Below are 19,180 nucleotides of genomic sequence, written 5' to 3'. Positions count from 1 at the left end.
GCACCGCTGCCACCTAGGCTATCCACACCGTGGGAGAGCCCGTGGAGCATGGCGCAGGCATTATGGAATTGATGCCCAAGGAGCCCGAGCGGTTCCGTCGCTCCGGACGGACCCTGCGCACCCAGCTGCTGATGGTCGGTGCGGCCATCGGCGCCATCGGTGCGCTCTCGCTGAGCTGGGCGTTCTCCTGGGGAATGAACTCGGTGGACGCCGAGGTGGCGCAGCGGCTGGCCGCGAAGGAGGAGGCCTTCCACTCCCCACCGGGTAGCTGCCTGAACTGGACCCGGCCGGATGCTTCGGACGCGCACAAGGTGCCCTGTGAGCAGGCCCACCTGTTCGAGGTGATCGGTGTGGTAGACATCTCCGACCAGTATCCACCCGGGGCGCCCTCCCCCGACCTGCGGCTGTGGCGGCAGATCGCGGAGGAGCGCTGCGGCGAGAGCGCGCAGACGTACCTGAACAAGCCGCTGGACCCGTACGGGAAGCTGACGCTGGGCGTGCTGCGCCCGCCCGAACAGCAGTGGGCCGACGGAGCCCGCGAGCTGCGCTGCGGGTTGCAGTGGGCGGGCCCCGGCGGCTCGCTGCAGCAGCTGACCGGGCCCGCCGTCGAGCAGGATCAGTCGGACGTGTGGCCGGTGGGCACCTGCCTCGGACTGAGCGGGAAGACGGTGGGCGATCCGGTGGACTGCGCGGCCCCGCACTCCTACGAGATCGTCGCTGTGCTCGACCTGAAGGACGAGTTCGCCGACGGCTACCCCTCCCAGGAGGACCAGAAGGCCTGGCTGGACCTGGAGTGCAACAAGGCGGTGGACGAGTACTCCGGCGGGAAGAACCTGGACGAGCAGGGCCTGCTGCTCGGCTGGGACCTGCGCGAGCAGGAGAGCTGGGATGCCGGCTCGACCAAGGTCAACTGCAAGGTCGGGGCGACCCTGGAGGACGGTAGCGGGCTGGCCCCGGTGCGGGGCAGCGTCAAGCCCACCGAGCAACCCGCGGAGCCGAGCTCCACCTCGGCCCCGTCGACCAGCACGGAAACGGGCGGGTAGCCGATGCCGGTGGAGATGACCCTGCTGCGTTTCGAGGAGCTGGTGGCCGACGCGCTGGACCGGGTACCCGCCGAGTTCGCCGAGGCCATGGACAACGTGGTGGTGCTGGTCGAGGAGCGCAACGAGGAGGAGCCGGACATCCTCGGCCTCTACCACGGGGTCGCGCTCACCGAACGGATGTCCGACTACGGCGGGGTGCTGCCGGACCAGATCTTCATCTACCGGCGGCCGATCCTGGCCATCTGCGAGACCGAGGAGGACGTGGTCTCCGAGGTCGTGATCACCGTGGTGCACGAGATCGCGCACCACTTCGGTATCGACGACGCCCGGCTGCACGAGCTCGGCTGGGGCTGAGCCGTGTAATTACGGATGTCACCTCCCGCGTGGACACTGCGTGCAGGAACGTACGCGGGAGGTAACGGATGACTGGAGAGCACCCCGGGGGCGAGCCGGAATACGGTCCGGCGATCATCCGGCGCAGGCTGGGCCGGATCATGCGCAGGCTGCGCGAGCGGGCCGGGCTCACCATGGAGCAGGCCGCCGCGAAGATCGAGTACACCGTCCCCTCACTCAGCAGGCTGGAGAACGGTCAGCAGGGGCTGAACATCCATGTCGCGAAGAGCATGCTGGACGTGTACCACGAGCCCGACCGGTACGAGGAGATCCTGGACCTGTGCCGCCTCTCCCAGCGCAAAGCCTGGCGGAACTCCTACGGCATCCACGGCAGGGGCTACCTCGGCCTGGAAAGCGACGCCGAGTCCGCCCGTAGCTTCCAGACCCACCTCGTTCCCGGGCTCCTGCAGTCGGAGGAGTACGCCCGCGCCCTGTTCCTCGGCCAGGGTGAGGAGAAGCCGGAGCGGATCGAGAACTACGTCCGGGTCCGGATGATCCGCCAGGAACGGCTGCGGCACCCCACCCGCCCGCTCACCCTGCGGGCGGTGATGCGCGAGGCCGCCCTGCGCTGCCGGGTCGGCGGCCTGGAGGTGGCGTACGGCCAGCTGGCCCGTCTGGCCGAACTGGCTGAGCTACCCACGGTCACCCTGCGGGTGCTGCCCAACGATCGCGGGGTGCACCCCTCCATGGCGGGTGGTTTCGTCATCGTCACCTTCCCGGAACAGCTGCTGCCAGACACGCTGTACGTCGAGCACGCCTTCGGCGGCACCGACACGGAGAAGGAGCAGGAGGTCAACCGGGCTAAACTGAGGTTCGACCAGCTGTGGGCCATGGCGCTCGACGAGTCCGCGACCGCCGAGTTCCTGCGGCGGCTGGCCGAGGACCTGGAGTAGCGACCCGAGGAGCCCGGGCATGGCCGAGCCAGTGTTCGCCGGATGGCGCAAGAGCAGCTACAGCGACGGCGCCGGCGAGGAGAGCGACTGCGTCGAAGTGGCCACCGCCGGACCGGTCGTGGGGGTGCGGGACTCCAAGGACCCCGCCGGGCCGCCACTGGCGTTCACCCGGGGTGCCTGGACACGTTTCCTGATCGTGTTGCGCTGACCCCGCACCCGCGCCGCCTGCCGTGGCAGAGTCGGGGCGATGGCAGACGTGGTGGAGCGCATCCGGGAACGGGGCGACGAGCGGCGCCGGGCGGAGATCGTCGGTGTCCTGGTGGACGCCTTCGAGGAGATGATGGCCGCGAACCCGGCCGCCTTCCGCCGGAAGTTCCGCAAGATGGCCGCCGACCCGTTCGCGTTCTACCGCGGGTCGGCCTGCCTGTTCTACAACGACATGGCCGGCGAGGACGATCCGTGGGCGGACGAGCGCACCGCCAGGGTGTGGATCCAGGGTGACCTGCACGCGGAGAACTTCGGCACCTACATGGACTCCGACGGGGTGCTGGTGTTCGACGTCAACGACTTCGACGAGGCCTATCTCGGCAGCTTCACCTGGGACCTCAAGCGGCTGGTCTCCAGCGTGGCGCTGCTGGCGTGGAGCAAGGCGATCTCGGACGCCGACATCGCCTCGTTGATCGGCACCTACCTGCGCAGCTACCTGCGCCAGGTGCGGCAGTTCGCCGAGCACACCGGCGACCAGGCGTTCAAGCTGCAACTGGAGAGCACCGACGGGCTGGTGCACGAGGTGTTGCAGGCCGCGCGGATGAACACCCGGATCGACCTGCTCGGCGGCCTGACCACGGTGGAGAACTACGAGCGGGTCTTCCGCTCCGGCGCCGGTGTGCGCAGGCTCGGCGAGCAGGAGTACGACCGGGCCCGCACGGCGTTCGAGTCCTACCTGGACACCATTCCGCGCGGGAAACGGTTCAACAGCATCACCTACGAGGTGAAGGACGTCGTGGGCCGCTCCGGTTTCGGTATCGGCTCGGCCGGGCTGCCCGCGTACAACGTGCTGGTCGAGGGGCGTACCCAGGCGCTGGAGAACGACGTCGTGCTTTCCATGAAGCAGGGCAATGTCCCGGCGCCGAGCCGGATCGTGCACGACGAGCGGGTGAAGGACTACTTCCGGCACGAGGGCCACCGCACCGCCGTATCCCAGCGCGCCCTGCAGGCGCATGCCGACCCCTGGCTCGGGCACACCGAGATGAACGGTGTCGGTTTCGTCGTCTCCGAGCTTTCCCCGTACGTCAACGACCTCGACTGGTCGGACCTCACCGAACCCGCCGACATGGCGCCGGTGCTGGAGTACCTCGGCCAGGCGACCGCGAAGGTGCACTGCGTCGCGGACGAGGACTCCGAGCAGACCCTGGTGGACTTCCAGGTGGAGGACGCGATCGTGGCGGTGGTCGGCGAGCGCGAGGAGGAGTTCGTCCAGGCGCTGACCGAGTTCGGCATGCGGTACGCCGAGCGCACCCGGGACGACCACCGCCTGTTCGTGGACGCCTTCCGCAACGGCGAGATCGCCGGTATCTAGCACCTCACCCATTTGCCCTGAACGTGGCGTATGAGACGTCAGACGTCCCAAAAGTGCCGTTCACGACGTCTAACGTCCGGAAAGCCACGTTCAGGGCACTAGACGCACGCCGGTCAGTGTGAACCGGTTCCGCGGGTCGGTGAGGTGGGCGTCCGCGTGCGGTGAGTAGGTACTGACGTCCACCCGGTTGGCGGCCGGGTCGAACTCCAGGATCCGCAGGTAGCCGTTGCGCTCGCGGTCGGTGTAGCTCTGGTAGTCGGCCTGCAGCTGGTAGACGGTGTTTCCCGCGTCCCCGCGCTCGACGATCCGGCCCGCGTTCACGTAGTGCCCGGAGAACACGAACATCATGTTCGGATACCTGCGCACGACGGTGTCCCACAGCCGCCGACCGGAAACAAGCACAACTCGACCTCGACGGCGCTTACCTACTCAACAGTCGGTAACACGAGTCTCACCGTCGGCGATACCAGTTCGGTAGTATGACTTTCAGCGAGGGGGCAGTCACAACAGGTGTCTGTTTGGGGGTGCAGGATGGTCGCAATGGCGGAACCGTGAAGGGGCGAACGGACCATCGGCTGAACTGGCTGCTGTCCTCCAGCACGGTGTCCAATCTCGGGGACGGGATCGGCAAGGTGGCCTTTCCCCTGCTGGCCGCGACCATCACCCGCGAGCCGGTGCTGATCGCGGGCCTTTCCGCGACCCAGTTCCTGCCCTGGCTACTGTTCGCGCTGGTGGCAGGGGGGATCCTGGACCGGATCGACCGGCGGATGGCGATGATCGCGGCGAACACCGCACGCGCCGTGGTGGTCGGCGCGGTCGCCGTGCTGGTGGCTACCGACTCGATCTCGATCTGGCTGGTGTACCTGGCCGCCCTGCTGATCGGGACGGCCGAGACACTGGCCGACAGCGCCGCCAACGTGCTGATCCCCGCCGTGGTGGAGCGGGAACGGCTGGAGGGCGCCAACAGCAAGATGCAGGCCGCCGAGATCGTCGGGCAGACCTTCCTCGGCGGGCCGGTCGGCAGCCTGACCTTCGCCCTGTTCGCCGCCTTCCCTTTCCTGCTGAACTCGGCCGGGTTCGCCATCGCGGCCGCGCTGCTGCTCGGCATGGCAGGCAGCTACCGTCCCCGGCAGGACACCGAGCGGCGGCGGGCCACGCTGCGCACCGAACTCGCCCAGGGCCTCGGCTGGGTGCGCCGCAACCCGCTGGTACTGCGGCTGGTGCTGATCGCCGCCGCGGTCAGCCTGGCGAGCGAGCTCGCCCAGGCCCAGCTCGTGCTCTACGCACTGGAGGACCTGAGGCTCAGCCCGGCCGCGTTCGGCGTGTTCGCCTTCGCCGGGGGTATCGGCGGGCTCGCCGGCGCGGCGGCGGCCCCCCGCCTGGTCCGGGCGACCGGAAGGCGGACCGTGCTGGCCGTGGGGATCCTGCTGTGCGGCGCGGCCTTCCTCGCGATGGGGATCAGCACCAGCGCGGTCGCCTCGGCGGCGCTGTTCGGCTTGTTCGCGGCCGCGGTGGTCGCGGTGAACGTGGTACTGGCGACCGTCCGGCACGGGCTGGTTCCCAGCGAGCTGCTCGGTCGGGTACTCGGCGTGTGGCGCACCCTGGTGTGGGGCGCGATCCCGGTCGGGGCGCTGGCCGGCGGGGTGCTCACCGAGATCCTCGGCAGGCCGAGCGCGACCTTCGCGGTGTCCGGTGTGCTCCTGCTCGGTACCGGCGGGGCCGCGATCCTGCTGCTGCGCGGTTACCGCACCGCGGTGGACACGTTGGACCCGCGGGCCGCGCCGGTCTCCAGCTGAGGACCCGCAAGGCAGTTCGCATTTTCATCACGATCCGGCCCCGCCCACACCCGGCGATGTTGGAATGGCGCACTACACCGACGTGGGAGGGCCGGATGAGTGACTCAGCCGAGGCAGACCCGCTCCCACCCGGTCGCGGCAGGCTGGTGCTGGCCGCGGTCACCGGCTTCGCGATCGGCAGCGGCGTACTCGGCATGCTCTGGGCGGCCTCCGGCTCACCCGGCGGACCCGCGGACGACGCCCGCGCCGCCTGCGCCGCGCTGTGGCGAGCAGGCGAGCTACCCGAGCAGCACGCCGGCCGCAGCCTGCCGCCCGCGGTGTTGCGCAGGGTGCTCGCGGCCCGGGAACTCTCCCGGGCCGCGGCCGAGCTCAACCCGGACTACGCCGATCTGGCCGAGCACATCGACGGGGTCAGCCGCATGGTGGTCAGCCTGCATCTCGCCGACCCCGCGGGCCGATGGCACCTCGCCGAGGCCAGGGCGGACTGCAACACGGTCTAGCCGTGCTCAGCCGCGGCCACCCGGTCCCGACTGGATGGTGCGCACGACCAGCTGGTGGCCCGGGATCTCGTCGCTGGAACACCCGGTGCCGTCGTACTTGATGAACATCGACTCGGTCTCCTGCGGCGGGTACACCCGCAGCCCGCGCACCGGAACCGGCTTGCATTCCTCCTGCGCGTAGTTACGCACCTGCACGAACCCCACCGGAGCATGGGCGACCTCGCCGGGACGCAGGCTCACCGGAGCGCCCTTCTCCCCGTCCCGGTAGGCGGCCGGCCCGACCTGGTGGCCGTCGTCTCCCGCGACGTAGGAAACCCCGGGGTACCCGTGCAGCACGCACATCCGATCACTCGTGTTGGTGAACTGCAGCGGCCGGTAAACGGTCCCGGCGGCGCCCTCACCCTTGCCGATCGACAGCTTCAGCTCGTTCGACCGGCAGAACTGCTCATTGGCGGTCTCTGCAGGCCGGCCGTTCCCGCTCGCTTCCTGCCCGCTGGAGGAGGTGGCCGGCGGCGCCGTCGTGGTCGTCTCGTCGCCGTTCGGCGGCTGCGCGGCGGCCCCGTCGTCCTGGGTGCCCTCGCCGCAGCCGGCCAGGGTGGCGACCAGCAGCGTGCCCGCCGCGACCAACCCCAGATAACTTCCCGTTCCTCGCTTCATCATTCGCCTCCCTGTGCTGGGTGACTACCCAGAGGACGTGCGCGCCACACCGCTGGTTGCGTCGGTACCGTCGCGGGCGCGAGCACACTCGACCGAGGACGGGAACGATGACGGGATTTTGTGACCGAGCGTGGCAGCACACGGTGAAACTACAACAGGCTTCGCTGACGCACCCGTTCAACGAGGAGTTGGCGAACGGCTCGTTGCCCGCCGACCGGTTCCAGTTCTACCTGGCCCAGGACGCCCGCTACCTGGTCGGCTTCGGGCGCGCGCTGTCGGTCGCCGCAGCCCGCACCCCCGATCCGGCCGACCTGCCGTTCTTCGCCGGGGCGGCCAGGGAGGCCGTGGTGGTGGAGCGGGAGCTGCACGAGGGCTACTTCCAGCGGTTCGGGCTCGGCCAGACCGAGCTGGACGCCATCGAGACCTCGCCGACCTGCCTCGCCTACACCTCGTACCTGCTGGCCACCGCGCAGACCGATGGGTATCCCGAGTTGATCGCGGCGCTGCTGCCCTGTTTCTGGGTGTACCACTACGTGGGCAGCAGCATCCTGCGGCAGCAGGAAGGGAACGGGCCGGAGAACCCGTACCAGGCCTGGATCGACACCTACGCCGACGAGGATTTCGCCCAGTCGGTGGACACCTGCAAGGAGGCCGTGGACCGTGCCGCGGCGGCCGGGGACGAGGCGACCAGGGAGCGAATGCTCGACCGGTTCACCCGGGCGAGCGAGTACGAGTGGATGTTCTGGGACAGCGCCTACCGGCTGGAACCCTGGCCGACCGCCGGGCTGCGCTGACCCCGGTCACAGCTCCAGCCCGGCCCAGCGCAGGCAGCGCCAGGTACCGCCGGGCCTGCTCTCCAGCTCCACCACGCTGGTGTTCGGCAGCATGTCCCGGTCGGCGATCTCCGCGGTGACGTTGTCGGTCAGCCATTCGGCACCGAGCCGGATCGCGCCGCCGTGGCTGACCAGCGCGACCACAAGGTCATCATGGTCGCGTTCGGCATGCTTGGCCCGCAGCTCGCCGACGGCGCCGAGGTAGCGGGCGCGTACCTGATGCCCGGTCTCCCCGCCCGGCATGGCTACCCCCAGCTCGCCCCGGGTCCACGGGCCTACCGTGTCCAGGTAGGTCCGGACCGCCTCCCGGTCGGTGCGGTCCTCCAGGTCGCCGACGTACACCTCCTGCACCCCCTCGATCACCTGCACCTCCAGGTCCAGGGTGGTGGCCAGCGGGGCCGCGGTCTGCTGGGCACGCACGGCCGGTGAGGCGTACACCGCGACGATCGGCTCGCCGCTCAGCCGCTCGGCCAGCGCCTCGGCCTGGGAATGACCGAGGTCGGTCAGCCCGGGGCCGGGCGGCAGGGTGTTCAGTTTGCCCTCGACGTTGGCGGTGCTCTGCGCATGCCTGATCAGATACAGCCTCACACACTCTCCCCACGACGCACGGACTCCAGCCAGTTCGTCGCCGCGACGAAGTCCTCGTTACCCACCGGCGGCTCACCGGAGGAGGGCGCATGGTCCGCCCGTGGATGCGAGCCGAGGAAGCGCACGCTGCAGCGGCGGCGCAGCGCCGCCACCGCATCCCCGATCCGCGGCTCGGCGATATGGCCCTCCATGTCGACGAAGAACCGGTACTGCCCGATATGCGTCTTCGCCGGGCGGGCGTCCAGCCTGGTCAGGTTGATCCCCCGGAAGGAGAGCTCGGTGAGCAGTTCGGCCAGCGCGCCGGTGCGGTTCACGGTGACGGCCATCAGCGAGGTGCGGTCCGCCCCGGTCGGTTCCGGCAGCCGCCCCGGGCGCCGGACCAGGAGGAAGCGGGTGCTGGCATCGGCGAGATCGGCGATCCCACCGACGAACTCCCGCAGCTCGTAGTGCTGGGCGGCCACCGAGGCGGTCACCGCCGCGTCGTACTCGCCGCGCCGCACGGCCTGGGCCGCGGCCGCGGTGGAGGAGGTGGGCACCTGCTCGGCCTCGGGCAGGTTGGTGGCCAGCCACTGACGCACCTGGGCCAGCGCGTGTGGATGGCTGGCCACGGTCCGGATGTCCGAGGCATCCTGCCTGACCAGCACGCTGAACTGGACGGGCAGAATGGTCTCGGCGACCGCCACCAGCACCGTGGACTCGGTGAGCCCGTCCAGGGTGGCGTTCACCGGTCCCTCGACCGAGTTCTCCACCGGGACGCAGGCGGCCTCGGCGCGGCCGTCGCGTACCGCGTTCAACGCGGCGAAGATCGTCTCGGCGGGTAGGAACTCACCGTCCGGAATGAGGCCGCGGGCGGCCTGCTCGGTGAACGTCCCCTGGGGTCCGAAATAGGCAATCACTGGCACACGGCCAGGCTAGCCGGTGTGATTGTGGCGAGAAGCACGGAGTTTCACTCGCATAGCCGGTAGGCAAGCCGGTTACGACGGTTGACGTTTTTTGCCATGCTGTAGGTGTGACGGCTGAATCGGGCACGCACACCACGCGGAAGGAACGGGTCTCGCCACGTACCCCGGAGCTGGTGCTGTGCGCCGTCGATGAAGCGCTTGCCGAGGCATGGCGAGCGGTGGTCGACAGCATGGAGGGCCGGGTGCGGGTGCACCGCGGCTCCGTTCTCGACGTCGCGGCGCATGCCGTGGTGAGCCCGGCGAACTCCTACGGCTGGATGCGTGGGGGCGTCGACGCGGCGTACGCACAGGCCTTCCCCGAGGTGGAGCAGAACGTGCGCAGCGCGGTGCTGGCCTATCACGGGGGCGAGCTGCCCATCGGGGAGGCACTGGTGGTGCCGACCGGCCTGCGCGCGCCCGCCTGGTTGATCAGCGCGCCGACCATGCGCGAACCGGGCGAGCAGTTGCCGGGGGACACCGTGCACCCCTATCTCGCGGCGCGGGCCGTGTTCCAGGTCTGGCGGGACGGCCGCCTGGAGGAGGGGCTGGACGTGCGGCGTGCGGTGGACGTCATAGCGATGCCCGGGCTGGGTACCGGCGTCGGCGGCGTACCGCCGGACACCTGCGCACGCCAGGTCAGCGCCGCCTGGGACGAGGTCTTCCCCGCCCCCTGAGGCGGTATCGATACAGGTGGCGTGGAGAACGTCACAGCCCGCAGCGGGCCGGTAAGCCCTACCGTTGAGTCTGCGTTAAGCAGTAGTACGGCGCCGGCCCACCGACGGGCGAGGAGTGTGCGATATGCCGCGGGTCCGCGAGCTGAGCCCCTATGTCGAGCTGCATCGCGATCAGTGGCGCGAGCTGCGCAGCTCCACCCCGTTGCCGCTGACCGCGGAGGAGTTGCTCCGGCTGCGAGGGCTCGGCGAGCAGGTCGACCTGACCGAGGTGGCGGAGGTCTACCTGCCGCTGTCCAGGCTGATCAACCTGCAGGTCGCAGCCAAGCAACGGCTGTACGAGGCGACCACCACCTTCCTGGGTGAAGACTGCAAGGGCACCAAGGTGCCGTTCGTGATCGGCATCGCCGGCAGCGTGGCCGTCGGCAAGTCGACCACCGCGCGCATCCTGCGCACCCTGCTCGCGCGGTGGCCCGACCACCCGCGCGTCGACCTGGTGACCACGGACGGCTTCCTGCTCCCCCGCGACGAGCTGATCCGCCGCGGCATCATGCACCGCAAGGGGTTCCCGGAGAGCTACGACCGCAGGGCGCTGCTGCGGTTCGTCTCGGACGTGAAGTCCGGCGCCGAGGAGGTCAGCGCGCCGGTGTACTCGCACCTGGCCTACGACATCGTGCCCGGTGCCGAACAGGTCGTCCGGCAGCCGGACATCCTCATCCTCGAGGGGCTGAACGTGCTGCAGCCCGGCCCCCGGCTCACCGTGTCCGACCTGTTCGACTTCTCGATCTACGTGGACGCGCACACGGCCGATATCGAACACTGGTACATCGAGCGGTTCCTGAAGCTGCGGCACACCGCGTTCGCCGACCCGGCCTCGCACTTCCACCACTTCGCAGGGCTGCCCGACGACGAGGCGCGGGACGAGGCCCGCCACCTGTGGCACACCATCAACGAGCCGAACCTGATCGAGAACATCCGCCCGACCAGGCCACGGGCCACCCTGGTGCTGCGCAAGGACTCGGATCACTCGATCAACCGGGTGCGACTGCGCAAGCTCTGATGGGTGAACTCGCCGGCAGGGAGGGGCAACGCTGAGGCGCAGGCTGTTGCTCGGGACCGCGATCGTCGTCACCATCGTGGCCGTGGTGCTCGGTGGGGTGTACGCGTTGCAGCGCAAGCTCATCTACCTGCCCTCCGGCGGGCCGGTGCCGGCCGCGGCCGAGGTGCTGCCCGGCGGCAGGGACGTCACCCTGCGCACCGCCGACGGCCTCGAGCTCGGCGCCTGGTTCTTCCCGGCCACCGGGCCGGATGCGGGCGGGCGGGCTGTGCTGGTGGCGAACGGAAACGCGGGCAACCGGCAGACACGGGTTCCGCTGGCCCGGGCGCTCACCGCGCGTGGCCTTTCGGTGCTGCTGTTCGACTACCGCGGCTACGGCGGCAACCCGGGTTCCCCCAGCGAGTCCGGGCTGGCCGAGGATGTGCGTGCGGCGCGGGAGTACCTGGTCGGCACGGGCGGCGTACCCGCCGAGCGCATGGTGTACTTCGGCGAGAGCCTGGGTGCCGCGGTGGTGGCCGAACTCGCCACCGAGCATCCGCCCGCCGCGCTGGTACTGCGCTCACCCTTCACCGACCTGGCCGCGGTCGGGCAGCGACACTACCCGTTCCTGCCGGTGCGCCTGCTGCTGAAGGACACCTATCCCGTTGCCCGGCACGTGTCCCGAAGCGGAGCACCGCTGACGGTTGTCTACGGCGCGGCAGACTCGATCGTCCCGCCCGAGCAGAGCCGGTCCGTGGCCCGAGCGGGCGGTGGCCGGCTGGTCGAGGTCCCGGCGGCAGGGCACAACGATCCGGTGCTGCTGGACGGCCCGCGGCTCGTCGACGCCGTCGTCCAGACTTCAACCGGCTGAAGAATCGCAAGCGAAACCCTTTCATATCAATGTCTGTCCACAGGGGAAAATCGTCACCCAACTCGGGGTAAAAATCGCGAACAGGTCTCCTCACGGTAGTCTCACAGACTGTTGACCACTCGAATGCGCGGCACCAACACCCCTCGAAAGGCCCATATCGCCACTGCGCGCGTTACATACCTTCACCCAAAAGGGTGGCATCGGCAGAATCGGGTGAACTGGGCCAAACGGGTTGTTTCCGCAGTTACCGATACCTCTTCGCGCGAAAAAGTGCCCCGCGAAGGCGTTGCCCGCGCCGAATCGCTCTGCTATCAATAGCGCTCTCCGATTCCGGACTACCCGGATTCGTCGTTTTCACTCGCACGACTCCCCGACAAGAACGACAGCACAGGGATGCTCATTGACAACCACTTCGGTATCGGCCATCAGGGGTCTGTTATGGACACGAGCAAGGCGGATGACCGCGCTGACCGGGTTGATCGGCCTGGCGTTGCTGGCGACCGGATGCGGAAGCGAACCGCAGCGGCCGGCCGTGGACCCGGTCGCCGTCAGCGCTGAAGACCTCACCAAACTTCCCGAATCCACCACATATGCCGACATCCTCGGGTCGGCGGTCGACGACCGGTCCGGAACGAGCACCGGCGAGGTGCTCCACCCCACCGAGGACCTGGTCGTGTACGCCGAGATCGGCGGCACGGCCATCGCGAAGCTGCCCTCGCTACAGGTCGGTTCGCCGACCTGGGTTCCGGTGATCGCGGAAGAGGGTGACTGGAAGAAGATCCTGCTGCCCTCCCGGCCGAACGGTTCGGCGGGCTGGGTGTTCACCGGGGCCGCGGCGCCGGTGGAGACCGCGCGCAACGACTACATCGTGAACATCGACCTCGCGACCTTCGGCCTGGAGATCGTCCACCGGGGCGAGCGGGCTGGGCAGTGGAGTATCGGCATCGGCAAGCCCGAATACCCCACCCCGGAAGGGCGGGCCTACATCGTCGCCTCGGTGGAGGAAACGGTGAACACCTACAGCCCGATCGTCCTTCCGCTCAGCGTGCACTCCGACGCGCACGAGACATTCGGCGACGGCCCCGGAACGGTCGGTATCCACACCTGGCCGGACAGCAGTTTCGCCGGCAAGGCGAACAGCGACGGCTGCGTCAGGGTGCCGAAGGAAGCGCTCGACCGGCTCGTCGAACTGCCGCTCGGCACCATCGTGAACATCGCCTGAGCACTGTTATCCGCAACCATTTTCCAACCATGAAAGGCAATTCATTGTCCAGCAACAAGGCAGCCCTGCGCGGCGCAGGCCTGCTCGCCGCCCTGCTCACCTCCGGCCTGGCGTTCGTCCCGGCCGCGGGCGCGACCGGCGTGGAGAACTCGGCCTTCGCGTTGTCGGCAACCGGGCTGCTCGATGTCGACCCGGTCCCCACCGTCAGCGGCGAGAACGGCTTCCAGCAGGACTCCGTGGCGGAGTTCGCCAGCCCGGGCGAGATCGTTCAGGCCAGGGTGCTGAACGCGCAGGCCGGGCCGGGCAGCGCCGAGGCGAGTGTGGCCGAACTCCAGGTGGACCTGGGCGGTGTCGCCGAGCTCGGCCTCGGTTCCCCCATGCTGACCGCGACCGCCGTGGAGGCGGTGTGCGGTTCCGGTAAGGCGTCCTCCTCGCTGGCCGAGGCGCGGCTCGGCGGCACGAAGCTCGATGTCTCCGCGCCGCCGAACACCGCGGTCGAGGTCCCCGGGGTCGCTTCGGTGACACTGAACAAGCAGGTCACGAAGGAGGACGGCACGATGACGGTCACCGCGATCTCGATCGAGATCGGCCGGGTGCAGACCCTCGACATCGCCTCGGCGACCTGCACGTCCAGCGGCGGGCAACCGACCACCACGGAACCGGCTCCGGAGCCGACCGATCCCGCGGGCGGGCCTGCCGACGACGGCAACGGCAACGGCGACGGCGGGGATGGCGGCAACACGGGCAACGGGGCGGGCGCCCGTGCCGATGCCAACGGGATGGCACCGCGGCCGACCCCCGTTCCGGCCCACCTCGATGTGACCGGCTGACCGACCTCGGTACCCGGCGCGGGTGTGGCCCCATCGGAAGCCCCGGTGGGGCCATACGGGTGTCAGCCGCGCGCCGCCCTGCCGAGTGCCTCGCGTACGGCCAGCCAGGTCGGCCCGAGCCCGGCATAGGGCTGGTCCGGATGCTGGCGGTTGGTCAGCAGCACCACCAGCAGGCCGGTGTCCGGGTCGGCGGCGAACTCGGTGCCGGTGAACCCCGCATGCCCGAAGCCACCGCCGCCGAGCCCGGGCACGCCCCGGAACCGGTGCGTCCAAAAACCCAGTCCCTGCCCCGGTTCGAACTGGTCCCTGGTGAACTCCGCGATGATCTCGGCGGAGAACAGCCTGCGGGTGCCGTACCCGCCACCGTTCAGCAGGCTCTGCGCGAACACCGCGATATCGCGCGCGGTGCCGAAAAGCCCGGCATGCCCGGCCACGCCGTGGAAGGCGTAGGCCGCGTTCCCATCGTTCACCTCGCCGGACAGCGTGTGCTCCCGCCAGCGGCGGAAGTCGTCCACCCCGCGCTCCCCCAGGATCGGGTACGGTTCGCCGGTGGCGATCATGTTGCGCTCGAAGGGGTTCCCGTTCGAGGTAGCGGCGAACCGATGTCGCCCCGGCGGCCGGTAACCGGTCGACATCATCCTCAGTGGACGGTGAATACGCACCCGGACGTACTCGTCCAACCGGAGCCCGGTGCAGCGCCGCACCAGCTCGCCGAGCAACATGAACCCGAGATCCGAGTAGTGCCTGCCGGCACCGATCTCGTACCGCAGCGGAAGCCCGCTGACATAGTGGATCGCCGCCGAGGGGCGGGTGGCCCACAGGTAGGTCGGCTGCCACTCCCACAGGCCCGCGGTGTGCGTGAGCAGCCTGCGCACGGTGACCCCGCCGGGAAACCCGGGCAGCCAGCGGGCGAGTGGATCGTCCAGCCGGACCCTGCCGTCGTCGACGAGGGTCATCATCGCCGCCGTCGTGGCGAGCACCTTGGTGCAGGAGGCGAGGTCGAACACGGTGTCCGGGCGCATCTCCACGGGCTTGCGCAGCGGTGCGCCGTCCCGGTGGGTCTGGGCATGGCCGTACGCCGCGTGCTTGACAAGTACGCCGTTCCTGGCGACCAGGAGCACGGCACCGGGGAAGGTGGACTCCGGCCCGGGACCGAGCCCCGCCGCGATCACCTCATCCAGCTCGCCGAGCGCGACCGGATCCAGGCCGACCTGCTCGGGAGTGCCCTCCCGTAGGGTGGGGAACCGTGGCCCGGCGTGCCCGGTGCCGGGGGCGAACACGGTGGCGGCCAGACCGCCGAGCGTGCCGAGCGCGCACCGGCGACTGACGACTCCGCGCATGCGCACACCCAACCTTGTGAACACGGCTGGCGCAAGCATTACCGCATACGGTTACCATACTCCGCCGTTCGGCCGATCGGGCGGTCGCAGCATTAACCACTTGGCCGATACCACCAGCTAGGACGCCCGGCGACCCTGGGATGGAGTAGACGCCCAGAACGGGGGAGGCATACCGATGTTCGCGACCATCCTTACCTGGATCGGCGCTGTGCTCGGCATCGCGGTTCTGCTGGCCATGGCATTCGGCACGTACGTTTTCGACCTCGGCGACGCGTTCCGCAGGCGCAGGCCCGAGCCCGCTCAGGATCAGTCCGAGCTGCCGGAAGGGACCCCGTCGAGCTCGGCCAGTGCCTGACGGTACTCGTCGAGGTCGAACCGCAGTTCGCCCTCCTCGGCACCGGCGTCCGCCGTGTCCTCGTCACCGTCCCGGTCCTGCACGGCCGCCCCGGCCAGCACGTCGACCAACCGATCCAGGATGTCCTCCCGCTCGGCGCCCTGCTCGCGCAGCCTGCTCGCGGCCGTCCACACCTCCGGCGGCTCGTCGTCCCACAGTTGATCCACTATGGACACCTTCATGGCGAGGTAGGCCGCGGCATCGAACTCGCCGTCCTCCACCCGTAGCGCGGCCTCGCCGAGCTCGTCACCGAGCGCGTCGTGGTACTCCGGATGCTCGCCGATCACCAGCAGGCGCCGCTGCTCCGGATCGGTGGGCTCGAGTTCCAGTTCCTCGTCGCCGATCTCGGTGAAGGTGTGCGGAACCGCGAACCTCCGCCGGTCGAGCAGTTCGGCCAGTTCCTCGGGGTCCTCGATCTCCTCACCGGCCTCCAGGTACAGGTCCAGATCCGCGTCGGCGCCTTCGAGCGAGTCCCGAGCTGCCTCGATCAACGCACTGAGCGCGGCCTCGGGCAGCCCCTGCCGGGTGCCGGCCCAGTGTGCCCAGCCGAGCACGACCTCCGGCAGCGCCTCGTCCTGCTCCTCGGTCAGCTCCGCCTCGTTCGGCACCCACTCCTCGAGGAAGTACAGCAGCCGGTCGGGGCTCACCCGTAGCGGCCGGTGCGGCTCCGTCTGCATGCCGTAGTCGATGAGCAGGTGTACACAATGCCTGGTCGCCTTGTTGTCCGCGACCTCGGCGGTCTGCTGGAAGAAGTCGGCCACGAGCGCGTCCCGGTCGCCGACCGGCTCCGGCTCGGGCGCCGGTTCCGGCTCGGGCAACCGGCGGCAACGCGCCATCGCCAGCGCGCGGTACCGCACGAAGTCCGTGCTGACCTCGACCTCCGCCAGCTTGTCCACGGCGGACAAACCGTCGTCCAGCAGCCGCCGGAACCGGGCGGGAGTGATCTGTCGCAGCGCGATGATGCCGTCCCGCTCCGCCGCTTCGTCGCGCATCCCGGCCAGTACGTCCTCGGGATTGTCCACGACGGCCACGTCGGAGACCACCCCATCGCCGTGCTCGACGTAGGCGAGCACACCGTGGGTCTCCTCCCCGTAACCGAAGGTGCCCAGCAGGGTGCTGCTCTCGCCGTAGGCGTCACCCAGTTGCCAGCACTCACCGACGCTGACCTCGCCGAGGCCGGCCGCCCAGTCCGGCTCGGGGATACCACGGCCGAGTACCGAGCTCAGCGCGCCGGCCGCGCCCTCCCGCAGCTCGCCGGTGGGCGCCAGCACCCGCAGGGCGGCCAGCAGGGCCGCCGCGCCCGGCGAGGTCTTGCGCCCGGTGTAGTCGATCAGTTCGAAGCCGACCAGGTCCCCATCCGACTCCCACCATTCCCCGACCACGGCGGAGCCGAGCGCCTCGACCTCGAGCGGGCCCACGTCCGGGGGCACCGACCCGAAGTCGTTCAGCACGTCCTTGAAGAATCCGGTCATCCCCTGCTCGGCGGGCTGGTCCAGGCCAGAGCTCTTCTTCTTGCGGGCACGACTCTGCGGGCTCATGGGTACATGCTTACATCGCCCACCCGCGGCGCCTCCGGCGGAGGGGTCGTTGAGCCCGTCCGGGCGCGGCTGGCTCGTCAGTGCCTGTTCCTCAACGCGCGACACGACCGGCTCGGCCGGGCTCGGACTTCGGCCACGGCCGTCACGTCCGCGGGCCGTGCCCCCGGCCTCCCCGCTCGTGAGCTGCTCGCCGCTGAGCGCTGTGACGCGTCAGCGTCTCGGTTTGGGTGGTGGTGGGAGACGGGCGGGCGCGTTCTTCCGCTCACCTCGGGTACCCGAGTCCAGTCCAGGGACAGGCTGTCAGGGCTCGGGCGGGCCGGCCGTCGGCACGGCGGGGCTGGGCGCCCGCTGCACCGGAAGGTCCGGGCGGTCCGAGTTCGGCAGCAGGGTCAGCACCAGCGTCACCGCGGCGATCACGGCCACGGTCGCGGCGACGGCAGCCACGACCTGCCATCGCGCCCGATGCGCGCGCGGGATCAAGGACATGATGGACCCCCGTTTCGGGGAGGATGGAATAATCTGGATTGCGGAATAATCGAACAGCGGCTACAATGATGACAACTGGCTTCGGCCGGCCTGTGGTGAAATGCGGTATGTAGTCTTATCGTCCGCGAACCGCGGGCGTTACCTGGTTACCTTCGGCAACGCGATCCGGGCGTTGCGCACCTCGGCGAGCAGCCTGGTCTTCCGTTTGTGAGTTTCCATCAACTCGGCCAGATAGGCGCTGAACTCCTCGGCTTTGTCCGCCCGTTTGTGCAACGTACGCAATTTGCGAAGCTGCCGCGCGGCCTGCCGGTACCCGGCGACGTCCCGGTGCGCGATGAGCTCGTCGACGTAGGAGCGGTACACGTCGATCACCTCCGCGGGATGCTCGGCCTCCCTGCCCCGCGCCAGCTCCAGCCGCAGTTCCAGCGAGCCGCCGTAGCGGTCGGCCGCTCGCCATGCCTGGTCGGCCTCCCCCTCGGCGAGCAGGGCGCGGACCACATCGTCGGCGAGGGCCGGATCGGCCGCGGCGCGTTCGGCCAGCAGCTCGGTGGCCGCCGGGCGCTCGCTCGCCCAGCAACCGAGCCCGGTGGCGGCCTCGCGCAGCGCCAGGTAGCCGTCGTAACCGGGCGCGCGCCGGAACTCGTTGCGGCGCAAGGTAAGCGCCTCATCCTCCTGGCCGACTTCGTGGTAAGTCTCGGCCAGCGCGTCGACCACGGGCGCGCGCAGCGGGCCCTTGCCGGGTCCCAGCGCGCTCGCCGCGTGCGCGATGGCCTCGGTGTGCCGCCCGGCGTCGCGCAGCACCCGCACGATCTTCAGGCTCACGTCCAGCCGGGGCAGCTTCCTGGACAGCATCTCCACCAGGGTGTCCACATCGCCGGAGGCCTCGGCAAGCTGCTCCAGCAGGCGTTCGGCGGTGGTCCGGCGCTGCCCGGTGCAGGAGTCGTCGGCGAGCACGGTGTCCACCGCGGACTTGATCCGGCGCAGCCCGGACTCCCCCAGCGCCTCGGCGAACGGGGTCACGTCGATCCGCGGCCAGTTCGGCCGTTCGAACGCGGCCTCGAGCAGCCAGTCGGCCAGCGCTCCCCGCGCTGGTGGGTGAGCCCGGCAGGCCCGGGCGTACAGGCCGATGGCGCGTTCCAGCTCGGACCGGACCGTCCCGGCCGGATCGGTGCCCAGGTCGGCACCGAGCTTGTTCACCGTGCGCAGCGCCAGCGGGGCCAGGTCCGCCCTGCTACCGCCGTCCAGCAGGCGCTGCAGGGTGTCCAGCACGGCGCTCATGGTGGTGGCGTGATCGACCCCGTCGGGTCCGCCCGGTCCGTCGCCCCGCGGCCGGTCGGGTACCGCGTCGTCCAGCAACTTGTGCGCCTCGGCCACGGTGCTGTCGCCCTGGCCGTCCCGCGCCGCTCGCTGCTCCAGCTCGCCGCGCAGCCGGGGGTCCCGCTCGGCCTGCTCGCACAGCAACCCGGCCAGCGTCTCCGTGCTCAACGAGCGCAGGTACGAACGCAGGTCGGGGGTGGGGGCCACGTGGACCATCGTGCCGCACTCGAACGACTGAGGCCGTCATCCAGG

Annotated in this window: 22 protein-coding genes; 14 read left to right on the top strand and 8 right to left on the bottom strand. The window is 69.9% G+C overall.

All coding sequences use genetic code 11. The annotated features are described in order from the left end of the window. Positions 1-71 precede the first annotated feature (71 nt). The 5 genes from FB471_RS19415 to FB471_RS19395 all read left to right on the top strand — a co-directional run bounded on the left by FB471_RS19415 (position 72) and on the right by FB471_RS19395 (position 3,908). Positions 72-1,043 carry a septum formation family protein gene (locus FB471_RS19415; RefSeq protein ID WP_141999853.1) on the top strand — a complete coding sequence of 324 codons (972 nt, stop codon included), beginning with the start codon at positions 72-74 and terminating at the stop codon, positions 1,041-1,043. 3 nt (positions 1,044-1,046) lie between these two features. Further along, positions 1,047-1,397, top strand: coding sequence for a metallopeptidase family protein (locus tag FB471_RS19410; RefSeq protein ID WP_141999852.1), 351 nt, complete (start codon positions 1,047-1,049; stop codon positions 1,395-1,397). 68 nt (positions 1,398-1,465) lie between these two features. After that, complete coding sequence (locus tag FB471_RS19405) at positions 1,466-2,329, top strand: helix-turn-helix domain-containing protein (RefSeq protein WP_141999851.1); 864 nt, start codon at positions 1,466-1,468, stop codon at positions 2,327-2,329. 19 nt (positions 2,330-2,348) lie between these two features. Beyond that, positions 2,349-2,537, top strand: a complete 189-nt coding sequence (locus FB471_RS19400) for a DUF397 domain-containing protein (protein WP_141999850.1) — start codon at positions 2,349-2,351, stop codon at positions 2,535-2,537. Positions 2,538-2,576: 39 nt separating this feature from the next. Beyond that, the gene (locus FB471_RS19395; RefSeq protein ID WP_141999849.1) at positions 2,577-3,908 is read left to right on the top strand and encodes a DUF2252 domain-containing protein; all 1,332 of its coding nucleotides are present in this window, start codon (positions 2,577-2,579) and stop codon (positions 3,906-3,908) included. A 90-nt stretch (positions 3,909-3,998) separates the two neighbouring features. Here FB471_RS19395 and FB471_RS19390 read toward each other — a convergent pair whose 3' ends face one another. Then, positions 3,999-4,310, bottom strand: a complete 312-nt coding sequence (locus tag FB471_RS19390) for a metallophosphoesterase family protein (RefSeq protein WP_141999848.1) — start codon at positions 4,308-4,310, stop codon at positions 3,999-4,001. Between the two features lie 149 nt (positions 4,311-4,459). Between FB471_RS19390 and FB471_RS19385 the strand changes: the two genes are divergently transcribed. Together FB471_RS19385 and FB471_RS19380 are read left to right on the top strand one after the other, a co-directional pair. Then, positions 4,460-5,704, top strand: coding sequence for an MFS transporter (locus tag FB471_RS19385; protein WP_246076484.1), 1,245 nt, complete (start codon positions 4,460-4,462; stop codon positions 5,702-5,704). 95 nt (positions 5,705-5,799) lie between these two features. After that, positions 5,800-6,204 carry a hypothetical protein gene (locus tag FB471_RS19380; RefSeq protein WP_141999846.1) on the top strand — a complete coding sequence of 135 codons (405 nt, stop codon included), beginning with the start codon at positions 5,800-5,802 and terminating at the stop codon, positions 6,202-6,204. A 6-nt stretch (positions 6,205-6,210) separates the two neighbouring features. Here FB471_RS19380 and FB471_RS19375 read toward each other — a convergent pair whose 3' ends face one another. Beyond that, positions 6,211-6,861 (bottom strand): DUF4232 domain-containing protein, encoded by a 651-nt coding sequence (locus tag FB471_RS19375; protein ID WP_141999845.1) that lies wholly within the window; start codon positions 6,859-6,861, stop codon positions 6,211-6,213. A gap of 143 nt (positions 6,862-7,004) precedes the next feature. On the opposite strand from FB471_RS19375, the gene tenA reads away from it, so the two are divergent. Then, positions 7,005-7,655, top strand: a complete 651-nt coding sequence (gene tenA, locus FB471_RS19370; protein WP_246076483.1) for a thiaminase II — start codon at positions 7,005-7,007, stop codon at positions 7,653-7,655. Between the two features lie 6 nt (positions 7,656-7,661). Here the strand turns inward: tenA and FB471_RS19365 are convergent, their stop codons facing one another. Together FB471_RS19365 and pheA are read right to left on the bottom strand one after the other, a co-directional pair. Next, the gene (locus FB471_RS19365; protein WP_141999843.1) at positions 7,662-8,282 is read right to left on the bottom strand and encodes a histidine phosphatase family protein; all 621 of its coding nucleotides are present in this window, start codon (positions 8,280-8,282) and stop codon (positions 7,662-7,664) included. Next, positions 8,279-9,184, bottom strand: a complete 906-nt coding sequence (gene pheA / locus FB471_RS19360) for a prephenate dehydratase (protein ID WP_141999842.1) — start codon at positions 9,182-9,184, stop codon at positions 8,279-8,281. Before pheA ends, FB471_RS19365 begins: the two co-directional genes overlap by 4 nt. Positions 9,185-9,291: 107 nt before the next feature. On the opposite strand from pheA, the gene FB471_RS19355 reads away from it, so the two are divergent. From FB471_RS19355 to FB471_RS19335, 5 genes are all read left to right on the top strand, one after another. Beyond that, a complete protein-coding gene (locus FB471_RS19355) occupies positions 9,292-9,897 on the top strand; it encodes a macro domain-containing protein (RefSeq protein WP_141999841.1) in 606 nt (201 codons plus the stop codon). A 124-nt stretch (positions 9,898-10,021) separates the two neighbouring features. Next, on the top strand, positions 10,022-10,954 hold the full coding sequence (gene coaA / locus FB471_RS19350; protein WP_141999840.1) for a type I pantothenate kinase: 933 nt from the start codon (positions 10,022-10,024) through the stop codon (positions 10,952-10,954). A gap of 46 nt (positions 10,955-11,000) precedes the next feature. After that, a complete protein-coding gene (locus tag FB471_RS19345) occupies positions 11,001-11,801 on the top strand; it encodes an alpha/beta hydrolase (protein WP_246076482.1) in 801 nt (266 codons plus the stop codon). Positions 11,802-12,258: 457 nt separating this feature from the next. Next, complete coding sequence (locus FB471_RS19340; protein WP_141999838.1) at positions 12,259-13,023, top strand: L,D-transpeptidase; 765 nt, start codon at positions 12,259-12,261, stop codon at positions 13,021-13,023. Positions 13,024-13,052: 29 nt separating this feature from the next. Continuing rightward, complete coding sequence (locus FB471_RS19335) at positions 13,053-13,853, top strand: choice-of-anchor P family protein (protein WP_141999837.1); 801 nt, start codon at positions 13,053-13,055, stop codon at positions 13,851-13,853. A 62-nt stretch (positions 13,854-13,915) separates the two neighbouring features. Here FB471_RS19335 and FB471_RS19330 read toward each other — a convergent pair whose 3' ends face one another. Further along, positions 13,916-15,193, bottom strand: a complete 1,278-nt coding sequence (locus FB471_RS19330; protein WP_141999836.1) for a serine hydrolase — start codon at positions 15,191-15,193, stop codon at positions 13,916-13,918. A 175-nt stretch (positions 15,194-15,368) separates the two neighbouring features. On the opposite strand from FB471_RS19330, the gene FB471_RS19325 reads away from it, so the two are divergent. Continuing rightward, a complete protein-coding gene (locus FB471_RS19325; RefSeq protein ID WP_141999835.1) occupies positions 15,369-15,548 on the top strand; it encodes a hypothetical protein in 180 nt (59 codons plus the stop codon). On the opposite strand, the gene FB471_RS19320 is transcribed toward FB471_RS19325, so the two are convergent. The 3 genes from FB471_RS19320 to FB471_RS19310 form a co-directional block, all read right to left on the bottom strand. Next, positions 15,500-17,125: a DUF1841 family protein gene (locus tag FB471_RS19320; RefSeq protein ID WP_141999834.1), complete on the bottom strand. Its 1,626-nt coding sequence runs from the start codon at positions 17,123-17,125 to the stop codon at positions 15,500-15,502. The genes FB471_RS19325 and FB471_RS19320 overlap by 49 nt on opposite strands. 300 nt (positions 17,126-17,425) lie before the next feature. Continuing rightward, positions 17,426-17,611, bottom strand: coding sequence for a hypothetical protein (locus FB471_RS19315; protein ID WP_141999833.1), 186 nt, complete (start codon positions 17,609-17,611; stop codon positions 17,426-17,428). A 138-nt stretch (positions 17,612-17,749) separates the two neighbouring features. Further along, positions 17,750-19,135: a DUF6880 family protein gene (locus tag FB471_RS19310; protein ID WP_246076481.1), complete on the bottom strand. Its 1,386-nt coding sequence runs from the start codon at positions 19,133-19,135 to the stop codon at positions 17,750-17,752. Between the last annotated feature and the right edge of the window lie 45 nt (positions 19,136-19,180).

This window comes from Amycolatopsis cihanbeyliensis, assembly GCF_006715045.1.
In the GTDB taxonomy this organism is placed as follows: Bacteria; Actinomycetota; Actinomycetes; order Mycobacteriales; family Pseudonocardiaceae; genus Amycolatopsis; species Amycolatopsis cihanbeyliensis.
Note: the sequence above shows the minus strand (reverse complement) of the source record. Positions and strands in the feature narration are given on the sequence as shown.